The organism is Nocardia sp. CC213A, from assembly GCF_030766805.1.
Taxonomy (GTDB): domain Bacteria; phylum Actinomycetota; class Actinomycetes; order Mycobacteriales; family Mycobacteriaceae; genus Nocardia; species Nocardia otitidiscaviarum.
Genome location: NZ_JASFXA010000002.1, coordinates 303976 through 317778, shown reverse-complemented (window position 1 = coordinate 317778; position 13803 = coordinate 303976). Strand labels below are relative to the sequence as shown.

Below are 13803 nucleotides of genomic sequence, written 5' to 3'. Positions count from 1 at the left end.
GCGCCAGCAGCAGTTCGAAGACGGCGGCGTCGAAGGTGCGGGCTGCCACGCTCAGCACCCGTGCGTCCGGGGTCACTACGAATCGCTGGCGCTGTTCGGCGCACAGGGCCGCGAGTCCGGTGTGGGTGATGGCGACGCCCTTGGGGCGGCCGGTCGAGCCCGAGGTGTAGACGATGTAGGCGGTGCCGTCCGGATGCGGCCGAACCGTGACCGGTGTCGGCGGGTACTGCCGGATATCGGCCGCCACGGCCGGATCGTCGACCACCAGCCAGCCGATGGTCTCGCTCGGCAGTGCCGACACCTGCCGTGTGACGGTAATGCCCACCGGCACAGCGGAATCGGCGCACATGAAGGAGTTGCGTTCCAGTGGATGCCCGGGATCGAGCGAGAGGAAGGCCGCGCCGGTCTTGGCGATGGCCCAGACCGCCGTCACCCAGTCCAGCGACCTCGGCAGCCCGATCGCCACCACCGTCTCCGGACCGATGCCCCGGTCGATCAGGAAGTGCGCCAACCGATTCGACCGCTCGTCCAGCTCCCGGTAGGTGATCCGCCGGTCCCCGTCCACGACCGCGTCGCCCTCGGGATCGCCCATCACGGCGGCGGCCAGCAGGAGCGGCAGGGTCACCTCGGATGAGCCGGGGTCGACGGCGACCCCGCGCCCACGGTGCGACAGCAGTCGCCGTTGCGCTGGCGGCAGCAGATCCACGGCCCGCAGCGGCAGGGCCGCGTCGGCGGGGATCGCACCCAGCACCTGCCGTAGGCGCTGAGCGAAGGCGGCGATGGCGGCGTCGGTGAACAGTTCTGGCCGGTACTGCAACCGCAGCCGCAGCGTCTCCTGCAAGGTGACGCTGCACGTCAGCGGGTAGTGCGTGGCATCGGTCGCGTCCACGCCGTCGATGCCGATACCGGCACGGCCGGTGAGCGTCCGAATCCGCTCGGCGTCGAGGGGATAGGACTCGAACACCATGACCGTGTCGAACAGGCGGTCGCAGCCGGTGAGTTCATGGATATCGGTGAGTCCGAGATGCTGATGCTCGAGCAGCGTCGCCTGCTCGTCGTGCATCCGCTGCCACAGCCGGGTGAGGGTCTCGGCCGGGCGCAGCCGCACCCGGGTCGGCACCGTATTGATGAACAGGCCGATGGCGCGCTCGGCACCGGGCAGCTCACCCGGACGACCCGACACCGTCGAACCGAACACCACATCGTCGCGTCCGGTCAGCTGCCCGACCAGCAGCGCCCAGGCCGATTGCAGCACCGTATGGACCGTCACACCGGCGGCCGCGGCGGTCGCCAGCAGCGCCCGGGTGTCGGCGTCGTCGAGGGTGACGGCGTAGTCGGCCACCGCACCGGACCCGGTGTCGGTGCTCGCCGCGACCAGGGTCGGTTCGGCACCGTGCAGGGTTTCGCGCCACGCCGCACGCGCCGCGTCCACGTCCCGGGCGGCCAGCCAGGCCAGGAAGTCCCGATACGATCCGGCCGCGCCGAGGGAGCGGGTGTCCGGCTCGGCGTAGCGGGTGAACAGTTCGGTGACGAGCAGCGGCCACGACCAGCCGTCGAGAATGACGTGGTGGTTGGTCAGCACCAGCGCCCAGCGGTCGGCGGCCAGCCGCGCGAGGACGAAGCGCAGCAGCGGCGCGGACGCCGGGGCGAAGCGCCGGTCCCGCTCCGCGGCGGCCAGCTCCGCGAGAACGACGGTGGCGTCCGCCGCGCCGGCCGACCCGTCACCGCCCTGCCGATCGGTCAGATCCACTACCTGCCAGGGCGGTTCGACATCGTCGAGGACGACGGCGACGCTGACGCCGCTGCCGGTGGTGGTGTACGCGGTGCGCAGGCTCGGATGGGCGTCCAGGACCGCGTGCGCGGCGTCGTGCAGGCGATCCGCGTCCAGGGCACCGGTCAGCCGCAGCACCAGCTGGGCGGTGTACAGGTCGACGTCGGCGTCGAGTTCGGCGTGGAACAGCAGTCCGGCTTGCAGCGGCGTCACCGGCCACACGTCGCGCAGTGTCGGGTAGGCGGATTCCAGTGCGGTGACGTCGGATCGGGTCAGCGACACCAGCGCGAAGTCGGAGGGGCTGTGCCCGCCCGCGCCGGGCAGTTCGGCGTGCTCGGCCAGGTCGGTCAGCGCCTGCGACCAGGCCGACGCCAGCTCGTGCACCTCCGCGCGGTGCAGCAGCGTACGCGGGTAGCGGAAACTGGCGCGCAGGCGGTCGCCGCTGACGATCGCACTGATATCCACGGCCAGGGTCACCGGCATCTCCGGATCCGGGGTGCCGGGCAGTTCGCCCAGCCCGCCGTCGATGCCGTCGTCGCCGAGTCCCGCCAGGCGGCCGAGGTAGTTGAAGCCGATGCGGCCGGGCATGCGGTGCGGCAGATGGTTCGCGCTCTCCGCGTCGAGATAGCGCAGCAGGCCGTAGCCGATGCCCCGGTCCGGGATCGAGCGCAGTGTCTCCTTGACCGTCCGCACCACGGCGTCGAGTTCGGCCCCGCCCGCCGCCACCGTGTCGGGGTCGATGCCGGACAGGTCGAAGCGCACCGGGTACATGGAGGTGAACCAGCCCACGGTCCGCGACAGATCCGCTCCCGGCACGACCTGTTCCTCACGCCCGTGGCCCTCCAACCGGATCAGCACCGACGGGTCGTCCACACCGCGGTGGGACCGCCAGCGGCGCACCGCCACCACCAGCCCCGCGAGCAGTCCGTCGTCGACGCCGCCGTGGAATACCGCGGGCACCCGCGACAGCAGCGCACGGGTCACCGCGGGCGGCAACTCGACGCGCACCTCGTCGAGCGTGGCGGCGGTGTCGATGGCCGGGTCGAGATCGCGTCCGCCCCAGAGCGGATCGGGGCCGGACGTCATGTGCTGCCAGAGCGCCAGCTCACCGCGCCGACGCGGGGCGGTCGCCGCCGCGTGCAGGCCGTGCGTCCAGCGGCGCAGGGACGTGCCGACCGGCGGCAGCACCGGCGGCGTCCCCGATCCCGCCTGCGCGAGCGCGGACAGCAGATCGGGGATGACGATCCGCCAGGACACGCCGTCTACCACCAGGTGGTGCGCCACCATCAGCAGCCAACCGGGCGTGTGATCGCCGGGGTCGAGCCACACGCACCGCATCATCGCCCCGGCGGCCGGATCGAGCCCGGCCTGGGCCGAATCCAGTGCCGCGGCGGCGATATCCGCGATGGCCGCCCGCCCCGCCTCGGTATCCGGGTCGGTTGCGGGATCGATCGCCCGCCGGGACAGCACGTCGGCGGCGAGCACGCTGCCGGGTGCGGGCACGACCAGCGTCCAGTCGCCGAACCCGTTGCGCCGCAGGGTGGACCGCAGGGCGTCGTGACGATCGAGCAGTGCGCCGACCGCCAGGGCGAGAGCCGCCGCGTCGACATCGGCCGGGAGTCGCAGCAGCACATGCTGTTCGAAGCGCCGGAATCCGCCGCCCCACTCCACCATCCACCGAGCCACCGGCAGCAGCGGGAACTCGCCCGCACCATCGTCCGCGGTGACGCGGACGGCCTCCGGCTCGGCGGTGCGCGCGATCACCGCCAGTCGGGCGGGCGTGCGCTGTTCGAACACGTCCTTCGGGCCGAACACCACCCCGCGTTCGCGGGCCTTGGCCACCACCTGGATGGAGATGATCGAATCACCGCCCAGGACGAAGAAGTCGTCGTCGGCTCCCACCCGCTCGATGCCCAGCACCTCGGCGACAACCCGGGCGATGGTCTCCTCGACCGGTGTGGCGGGCGCCCGGAAGGTGGGCGCGTCGAACACCGGCTCGGGTAGGGCACGCCGGTCCACCTTGCCGCTGCTGCTCAGGGGCAGCGCGTCGAGAACGGTCACCGCATCGGGCACCATGTAGCCCGGCAGGCGGCGACTCACCGCCTCCCGCACCGCCACCGCGTCCAGTTCGGACCCGGACGCCGTCACATAGGCGATCAATCGCGTCCCGGCGGCGGTGGTCCGGGCGGCGGCGACCGCCTGTTCGACCCCGCCGACCTCGCTCAGCGCGGCCTCCACCTCACCGAGCTCCAACCGCTGACCGCGTACCTTCACCTGCGAGTCGGCGCGGCCGACATAGGCCAGTTCGGCGGTGCCGGACGCCGCGTCGTCGATCCAGCGCACCAGATCACCTGTGCGGTACCGCCGTTCGCCGGGCCGCCCGTGCGGATCGGCCACGAACCGCGTCGCCGTCAGGCCCGGCCGCCCCCGATACCCGCGGGCCACGCCGGGACCGGAGACGTACAGTTCGCCCACCACCCCGGCCGGGACCGGGCGCAGCCACTCGTCCAGGACGGCGACCGACATCCCGGCGATCGGGCCGCCGATACCCACCGATCGACCCACGGCCGGTTCCGCCGCCGTGACCCAGATGCTCGCCTCGGCCGGACCGTAGAGGTTGTGCACCGTGCGCCGCCGCCCCGGATCGGTACCCGACCAGCGCGAAACCAGCTGCGGTCCACACTGGTCGCCGCCGGTCATGACGACCCGTAGGGCGTCGAGCCCGTCGGGGTCCACCGACATCGCCACCGACGGGGTGAGGAAGGCGTGCGTAATGCGCTGTGCCCGCAGCAGATCCGCCAGCGGCGGCCCGCCGTACACGTCCTCGGGCGCGAGCACCAGTGCCGCACCGCCGGACAGTGACAGCAGCAGTTCCAGGATCGCCGCGTCGAAGGTACGGGCGGCGACCGCGAGCACGCGCGAATCGGCGGCCACCCCGGCGCGCCGCCGCTGGTCGGCCACCAGCGCGGCCAGGCCGGTGTGCGTGACCGCCACGCCCTTCGGACGGCCCGTGGAACCCGAGGTGTAGACGACATAGGCCGTGGTCGCCGGGTGCGGCGACGCGATCCGCTCGGCATCGGTCACGACCGTGCCCGCGCACGCCTCGATATCGGCGCTGGCGGCCGGATCATCGGCCACCAGCCAGGACATGCCGTCGGCGGGCAGTGCCGCCGCATACCGTTGGGCCGTGATGCCCACCCGCACAGCGGAATCCGCGCAGACGAAGTGATTGCGCTCCATTGGATGCGCCGGATCCACGGATAAGAAGGCGGCCCCCGTCTTGGCGACCGCGCATACCGCGAGCACCCATTCCAGCGACCGGGGCAGCCCGACGGCCACCACGGCCTCGGGACCGATCGTGCGGTCGATCAGCCAGCGCGCCAGTCGATTCGAGCGTTCATCCAGATCGCGGTAGCTGAGCCGCCGGTCCCCGTCCACCACCGCGTCGCCATCCGGATTGCTCGCCACCGCCGCCGCCAGCAGGTCGGGCAGCAGTACGCCGTCCACGACGTGGTCGTTGCGGCCCCAGACGTCGAGCAGCCGGTGTCGCTCCGACGGCGACAGCACATCGATATCGCGCACCACGACGGCGGGATCGTGCGCCACCGTGCGCAGCACCGAGCACAGCCGCCGGGCCAGCGCCTCGATCGTGGCCGGGTCGAAAAGATCGGTGGCATAGCCGAGTTCGACCGGTATCGCCCCGGTGGCGTCCGGTGTGTCGCTCAGTGTGAAGGTCAGGTCGAAGCGCTCGATCCCGGTGTCGGCTCCCGAGCCGGTCACCACCAGGCCGGGGAAGTCGAACCGGACCTCGTCGAGATTGTGGAAGGCCAGCATGACCTGGAACAGCGGATGATGCGCCCGGCTGCGCGGCGGATCCACCGCCTCCACCACCTGCTCGAAGGGAATTTCCGCGTGCGCGAACGCGTCCAGGTCCACCCCGCGCACCCGCGCCAGCAGATCGGCGAAGGGTTCCGCCTCGTCCACCCGGGTGCGCAGCACGATCGTATTCACGAACATGCCCACGAGATCGTCCAACTCGGCGACGCCGCGGCCGGACACCGGTGAGCCGATGGCGATGTCCCGGCTGCCCGACAGCCGGGACAGCACGACCGCCAGGGCGGCGTGGAAGATCATGAATACCGTGACGCCACCGGTATGCGCCAGTTCCCGCAGCTGCGCGACCACCTCGGGTTCCACCGCGAAGGCGTGCTTCGCGCCGCGATGCGACGCCACCGCCGCGCGCGGGCGATCGGTGGGCAGCGCCATTACCTCGGGTAACCCGTCCAGCTGCGCTACCCAGTACCGACGCTGCCGCGCCAGCACGGATTCCGGATCGGTGACCGATCCGAGCAGCTCACGTTGCCACAGCGTGTAGTCGGCGTACTGCACCGGCAGCGGTGCCCACTCCGGCTGCCGCCCCCGGCACCTCGCCGCATACGCCGCGGCCAGATCCCGGGCCAGCACCGCGATGGAGAAACCGTCGGCATTGATGTGGTGCACCACCAGCACCAGCACGAACTCGTCGAGACGCACCGACAGCAACCGTGCCCGCAGCGGAATGTGCTGCGCCACATCGAAACCCGTTGCCACCACACCGGCGATCACCGCGCGGGCACCGGCCTCGTCCACCGCCTGGGGCGTGAGGTCGAAGTCCACGGCCTCGGCCAGTTCCTCGACCGGCACCACCACCTGGTGCGGAATGCCGGCCACCTCGGGATACCGGGTCCGCAGCACCTCGTGCCGAACGAGCACATCCCGCACCGCCGCGGTCAGCGCCGCCACCTCCACCCGGCCCGCGATCCGCAGCAGCATGGGAATGCTGTACGCCGCCGAGTCGGGGTCGAACCGGTTCACGAACCACATCCGCTGCTGCGCGTACGACAGCGGCACCCGCTCCGAGCGCGGCCGTGGGGTCAGTCGCGGCACCGCCGCCACCCGCGCCACGTCCGCGCCCGCGACGCGTTCGTCGAGCAGCGCCGCCAGCGCCCCGGCCGTCGGCGCCTCGAAGATGTGGCGCACGGTCAGCGCGACGCCCACGCCGTCGGCCAGCCGCGCCGCCAGTCGGGTCGCGGACAGCGAGTTGCCGCCCAGTTCGAAGAAGTCGTCGTCGACGCCCACCCGGTCGATGCCGAGCACCTCGCCGAACACCCCGGCCACCACCTCCTCCATGGCGGTGGCGGGTGCGCGGTAGGCCGTGCGGGTCAGCACCGGATCGGGCAGAGCGGCCTTGTCGACCTTGCCGTTCACCGTCAGCGGCAGGCCGTCCAGGACCATGACCACATCCGGCACCATGTAGCCGGGCAGCCGCTCGCCCAGCCGCTGCCGCATCCGGGTGCCGAGCGCCGACGGCGACATCCACCGCGGCCGCTGCTCCAGCACGTTCACCCGGTTGGCGTCGACACCGGAATCGAGACCCCGTCGCACCGCGTAGACGATGTGCAGGTCGGTGCCCTCCACCTTCGGCGACACCCGGGAGGCGACCTGGAATCCGTGCTCCCGCAACAGCTTCTCGATGCCCGCGAGGCGGTCCTCGATATCGTGCACCTCGATGACCATCCGGTCGATGCGCGGCCAGTCGTCGGATGCGATGCCGCGCAGCGCATCCAGTTCGCTGCCCTCCACATCGATCTTCAGCAGATCGATATGGTCGATGGCGTACTCGCCGATGATGTGCGACAGGGTGCGGATGGGCACGTCGACCTGTTCGAACTCCAACCGGTCGGCGATCAGCTGATCGACGTACCGCTCCCCCGGATCGCCGCTCTCACCGCGATATTCGTTGTGCAGGTAGGACTCCAGGATGCCGCGCTGCACGTGGCTGTCGCTGCCGCGCCCGGACAGCACCGACATCTCCGGGTAGTAGGTGAAGGTGTCCATCTCGGCCGCCGCGCCGATCGCGTAGGGCACCAGGGTCGCGTTCAGGCCGTGCAGGGCGGCGTTGGCCGCGAACATGCGCCGCAGTTCCGGCATCGGCTCGACCGCGAAGATCCTCAGCTCCGGTGACTTGCTCTGCGCGTAGAGGGAGAACATGCCGACGTGCGAACCGATGTCGACCACACAGCCCGATTCGGGAATGGTCAGCCCGCAGGCGCAGTACTCCGCCCGTTCGAAGATCTCCTCGTACAGGAAGCGGATATTGGACCGATTGCGGCCCACCACCGGCATGCCGTTGGGCAGCTCGTGCAGTTCGTCGGCGGCGATGACGCCGTCGCGCCGCAGTTCCAGGCAGCGCAGCGCCACCGGCGCGACCCCCGGATCCGGAACCATATAGGCGACAAGCTGATCCGAGGACGCGGTGGGGCGGGTGGTGACCACGGCCCGCGCCACCTCGTCCTGGGCGGCGAGCACGGCCTCGACCTCGCCCAGTTCGATGCGATAGCCGCGGATCTTCACCTGCTCGTCGGCGCGGCCGAGGTACTCCAGCACCCCGGCCTCGGTCCAGCGGACCACATCGCCACTGCGGTAGAGGCGTCCGCCACCGGCCGCGTCGAAGGGGTCGGCCACGAAGCGCGCGGCGGTCAGCCCCGGTCGGTCATGGTAGCCACGGCCGACCTGGCCACCCGCCACGTACAGCTCACCGGCGGCCCCGATCGGGACCGGTCGCAGCCAGGTGTCCAAGACATAGACGCGCAGATTCGCCAGCGGCACGCCGATCGGGCTGCTGCCCGCCGCACCGTGCCAATGTGCGGGCTCGAGCGGCTGTTTCGTCACATGGACGGTGGTCTCGGTGATCCCGTACATGTTGACCAGTACGGGAGCGGCGGCGGTGTCCAGCAGCGGCCAGCGCCGCAGCCGGGCCGGGTCCAGGGCCTCCCCGCCGAAGATGACCAGCCGCAGCGCGCTGGCGTCCTCCGCACGCGTGCACTGGGATTCGATCAGGGCGTAGAACGCCGAGGGAGTCTGGTTGAGAATGGTCACGCCCTGCGCCACGACGAGTTCCCACAGTTCCGGGGGCGAGTAGGCCACCTCGCGCGGTACGACCACCACGCGTCCGCCGTGCAGCAGCGCGCCCCAGATCTCCCATACCGAGAAGTCGAATGCCTGGGAATGGCACCAGGCCCACACATCGTCGGGGCCGAACCCGCCCCATGGCCGCGTACCGGCGAACAGCGCTACCGCATTCGCGTGGGTTACCGCGACGCCCTTGGGTTTTCCGGTCGTGCCGGAGGTGTAGATGTAATACGCCGCATTGTCCGGACGCACCCGCGGCGACCGGGCCCGGGCCGCTCCGCCGTGCGGCACCTGGTCGACGCGCAGGCACGGCACCCGCTCGTGGTCGACCAGATGCGCCGTGCTGTCGTCGGCGAGCACGAGGCGCGGCGCGGCGTCGGCCAGGATGTAGGCGAGGCGGTCCGGCGGTGACGCCGGGTCGAGCGGCAGGTAGGCGGCACCGGCCTCGAGTACCGCCAGCAGCGCCGTGATCAGCTCCATGCCGCGCGGAAGCGCCACGGCCACAATCGTTTCCGGTCCCGCGCCACGCTCGGCCAACAGCGTGGCGAGGTGTCGGGCGCGGGTGCCGAGTTCGGCGTAGGTGTAGGCCCGGTCGCCGGATACCACGGCGACCGCGTCCGGGGCCTCGTCCGCCCGCGCCCGGAACATGTCCACCAGGGTGCGGTCCGGGTCCACCGGTAGCGCGGTGTCGTTCCACCGCCGCAGCAGCCGATCGCGTTCGCCGTCGTCGAGCACGTCGACGCCCCGCACCGGTGTGTCCGGGTCGGTGACGATCGTGTGCAGGAAACCGTGGAAGAAGCCGAGGAACCGGCGATGCTGCGCCGCGAGTTCGGCCGGGGTGTACAGGTCGTGGTTCCCGACGAAGTCCAGGCGGGTGGCCTCGGCACCGGCGCCGGAATAGCAGCTGACCGACAGATCCGAGACCAGCCCCGGGGTCAGTACCTGGAGGTGGCCGACGATCGAACCGAGGACGATCTTGGTGTCGAACATCATCAGGTCCACGAACGGCCCGAACACCTGGGATTGCGGCGTGAGGCGGCCGATATCCCGGAACATGTCCTCCTGGCGGTAGCGCTGGTGGCGCAGCGCGTCGATGAGCTGCCGCTGCGCCGATTCGATGAGCGCGCCGACGGTGTCGTACGGGCCGGTGGTGATCCGGAACGGGAGGGTATTGGCCAGCATGCCGCCGGACCGCCGCGCCGAGGTGGTGACGCGCGCCGATACCGGCAGGCCGAGAACGACATCCGCGCTGTCGGTCATGCGGCTCAGGAACAGGCCGAACGCCGCGAGGATCAGGGCGGCCGGGGTGGTCGCGTGCTTCTTGACCACGGTGTCGAGCAGGTGCGCGGTCTCAACGGGGAGCAGCCCGCTCACCGAAACCGGGTGGGCGTCGGCCTGTCCGGTGCGACCGGCGAGGCTCACCGGCGCGGGCAGTCCCGCCAGCCGCTCCCGCCAGTACTCCCGGTCGCTGACGAAACGTTCGGAAGCACGGTACTTCTCGTCCTCTGCGACCAGCTCGGCCAGACAGTGCACCCGCGCGGGTGCGGGCTCGGTGCCCTCGACCGCGGCGGTGTACACCGCGCCGACCCGGGTCAGCAGGGTCATGGCGGCGACGCCGTCCATGGCGATGTGGTGGGCGCGCAGGTACCAGAACCAGCGGCGCTGCTGCACCCGCAGCACCGCGGTGGTGATGAGCCGGTCGGCGTACAGGTCGACCGGCTCGCTGTATTCCGCGCGCATCCACTCGTGGGCGGCGGCGACCGGGTCCGGGGCGCGGCGCAGATCCAGGCACCGGGCCGGTTCGTCCAACTCCCGATCCACCACCTGCATCGGGATGCCGTCGGTTTCGATCAGGCGCAGGCGGGCGGCCTCGAACTCCCCCGCCACGCGCCAGAACGAAGCCAGCAGCAGGTCGGGATCGAGGTCACCGTGCAGGTCGATGCAGAGCGAATTGGTGATCGGGGTCGAGCCGGATAACTGCTGTGCGTACCAAATCCCTTGCTGGGCAGCCGATAACGGAAACGGCAGTGATCGCGGAACGGTCAACTATGCTGCCCTTTTCTCGAGTCGAGCCAGTGCTGCGAGACCTTCCAGCACATCGGCGTCGGGAATGCCGAAGTCGATCAGGCACGCGATCTCGTCCACGCCGATCTCCCGCAGCCGGGTGACCATCGAGCTGGCGGAATCCGGGGTGCCGAACAGCCCGTTGTTGCGGTAGTAGCGTTCGAAGGCGAAGTCCAGCACCTTGGCCCGCGCGTGCTCGTCCAGGCTTTCCAGCGCGGCCGACCCCCGCCGCCACAGGTCGACGGAATCCTCCAGATAGCGTTTGAACGGCCCCTCGACGGTGCGCCGGACCCGCGCCTCGTCCTCGCCGACGAAGGTGTGCAGCATGACGGTGACGGTGCCGTCGTCGACGCCGTGGCCGTGCTCCGCCCGCGCCTTGCGATAGGCCGCCACCTTCTCCGCCAGCTCGTCCACCTCTTGGAAGAGCAAGGCGGTCAACACATTCGCGCCGAGCGCGCCCGCCATCGCGAAGCGTTCGACCCCGCCGCTGCACGTCAGCCAGGTGGGCAGTGCGGGTTGTACGGGGTTCGGGAAGATCCGCACCGAGCGCTGCTCGCCCACACCATTGGGCAGTTCGACGGATTCACCACGCCAGAGCCGCTGCACGGTGTCCATGCCCGAGCGGGTGATCTCGACCCGGTCGGCGTAGTCGCCGTCGGCGAGGACGAAGTCGTCCACGTTCCATCCGGTGGCGAACGCCACGTCGACGCGTCCGTCGGACAGATTGTCGACCACCGCCCAGTCCTCGGCCACGCGCACCGGATTGTGCAGGGGGAGAACCACGCTCCCGGCACGAATGCGCACCCGCTCGGTGGCGGTGGCCAGCGCCGCACCCAGCACCGCGGGGTTCGGATAGAGACCGCCGAAGCTGTGGAAGTGGCGTTCCGGAACCCAGATGGCCTTGAAATCGTGCGCATCGGCGAACCGGGCGCTCTCCAGCAGCAGCCGGTAGCGTTCCCCGGCGGCGCGCTGCGCGTCACTGGCGAAGAACAGCAGGCTGAAATCCATGGTGCGCTTGGCGTTCTCCGCGCCGGACGCGCTCACCTTGGCCGCGATATCGGCCAGGCTCAGCCCGTCGAAGATCTCCTCGGCGGTGATCTCGGTGTCGTACCGGTCCTCGAGGATGGTCATGAGTTCGGCGGCCTGCACCGAATCGAGGCCGAGGGAGGTGAGCGGCGCGTGCGGGTCGACCGAGTCCCGCTCCAGCCGCCGCGCGACCCAGTCCACGAAGTAGTCCACCACGGTGGCATTGCCCGTCACCCCGCTCATAGCGCACTCTCCTCCAATGCCGTTCCGGCCGAATAGGTTTCGCGCAGCCGCTGCCGCTGGATCTTGCCGCTGGTCGTCTTGGGCACCCCACCCTTCTCGACGAAGACGACCTGATGCAGGCGGATGGCGTGCACGCGGCTGACGATGTCGCGAATCGACCCCTCCAGGGCCGCCGCGCTACCGGGCTCCAGGGTGTCGTTCAACTCCTGGACCGCGATGACGCGGTCCTCGTTGTCGATGGTGGCGGCGAATACGGCGCAGCCGCCGGGGCGCAGCATGGGGTGGTTGGAGATGATGGTCCGCTCGACATCCTGCGGGAAGATATTGCGGCCGTGGACGATCATCAGTTCCTTGCTGCGTCCGGAGACGTACAGTTCGCCCGCGCACACGAAGCCGAGGTCGCCGGTGCGCAGATACTCGGCCCCGTCCTCCCCGGCGATCGTCGCCGCGAAGGCGCCGCGGGTCTGCTCCGGCTTGTTCCAGTACCCGGCGGCGACACTCGCGCCGCGCAGCCAGATCTCGCCGACCCGGTTGTCCGGGCAGCGTCGTCCCGTCGCCCGATCGACCACGGCGACGTGCTCCGGTCGCACCGGCCCCATACTCAGCAGTTCGCGGCCGGTGGGCCATTCGATGGCGACGCCGCGTTCGAGTTCGTCGGTGGAGAACCTGCGGGGGCGCGCACCCGCGCCCACCGGGCCGCCGCTCACGTAGAGGGTGGATTCGGCCAGGCCGTAGGTGGGCACGAAGCTCTCCGCGCGGAACCCGCTCACCGCGAAGGTGTCGGCGAAGGCGCGCAGGGTCTTCGGATCCACCGGCTCCGCGCCGACGAAGGCCATCTCCCAACCGCTCAGATCCAGCAGTGCCGCCTCGGCCGGTGAGATCCGCTTCGTGCACAGGCCGTACGTCAGATTCGGGCCACCGGCGAGGACGTTCTCGCTCTCCGATATCGCCCGCAGCCAGGTGAGCGGATTGCGCAGGAATGTCATGGGCGACATGAGGGTGGCCCGCATGCCGACGAACACCGGCAGCAGCACGCCCTGGATCAAGCCCATATCGTGAAAGGGCGGCAACCACGACACCAGCGAATTGCGCTCGGTGAGAACGAAGTTCGCGGTGATGAGTTCGAGGTTGTGCACGAGATTGCGGTGCAGCACCGTGACGCCCTTGGGAGATCCGGTGGAGCCCGAGGTGTATTGCAGGAAAGCGATGTCATCGGGTGTGGGCGCAGCGCACCGTATTTCGAGACCCGTGCCACCGTCTATCGAATCGATATCGATGATCCGGAGGTCGCGGCCGAGCATTTCCCCATCGACCGGCACCGCGGACAAGGGCGCGATCGCCGCCGCCGCGCCGCTGTCGCGAATGATGGCCGTCACCGCGGCCACCTGGTGCGGCGAGGTGGGCAGGGGTACGGCGACCGCGATCCGGCGTGTCGCCAGGCAGGCGAAGAACGCGTGGACGAAATGCGGTCCGGGCGGACAGAGCAGCACCACCCGGTCTCCGGGCGCGGTCGTGTCGATCAGCCGCTGCGCGACGGCGGCGACTCGTTCCCACAGCCGCCGGAAATCGACCTCCTCGGTGTCCTCCCGGTAGCTCGAGAACCGAAAAGCGATTCGGTGCGGGTCGTCGGTTACTCGTGCCGATGCGATATCCACCAGGGTGGGAGGGGTCCCCATGTACGCCCGGCTCCTTCCGGATCCTCGGCTGTGCACCGGGCCGGACGCGCCGACGACCCGGGTGAACAGCGG

3 protein-coding genes (1 of these 3 only partly in view) are annotated in these 13803 nt (G+C 70.5%); all 3 read right to left on the bottom strand.

Annotation, left to right across the window (positions count from 1 at the left end):
* Tightly spaced (each overlapping or abutting the next), the 3 genes in view from QJS31_RS04660 to QJS31_RS04650 form a layout consistent with a single transcriptional unit that may run on beyond the window.
* Positions 1-10768, bottom strand: the start of a protein-coding gene (locus tag QJS31_RS04660) for a non-ribosomal peptide synthase/polyketide synthase (RefSeq protein WP_306356001.1). It extends 17819 nt beyond the left edge of the window; only the first 10768 of its 28587 coding nucleotides appear in the window; its start codon is at positions 10766-10768; its stop codon lies beyond the left edge, outside the window.
* Positions 10769-12055, bottom strand: coding sequence for a MupA/Atu3671 family FMN-dependent luciferase-like monooxygenase (locus tag QJS31_RS04655; protein ID WP_306356000.1), 1287 nt, complete (start codon positions 12053-12055; stop codon positions 10769-10771). It lies immediately after the preceding gene.
* Positions 12052-13731, bottom strand: coding sequence for a fatty acyl-AMP ligase (locus QJS31_RS04650; RefSeq protein ID WP_306355999.1), 1680 nt, complete (start codon positions 13729-13731; stop codon positions 12052-12054). The genes QJS31_RS04655 and QJS31_RS04650 overlap by 4 nt, the downstream gene beginning before the upstream one ends.
* Between the last annotated feature and the right edge of the window lie 72 nt (positions 13732-13803).

Coding starts and splice junctions, on each gene's coding strand:
- QJS31_RS04655 (WP_306356000.1), bottom strand. CDS start 12,055: ATGAGCGGGGTGACGGGCAATGCCACCGTGGTGGACTACTTCGTGGAC.
- QJS31_RS04650 (WP_306355999.1), bottom strand. CDS start 13,731: ATGGGGACCCCTCCCACCCTGGTGGATATCGCATCGGCACGAGTAACC.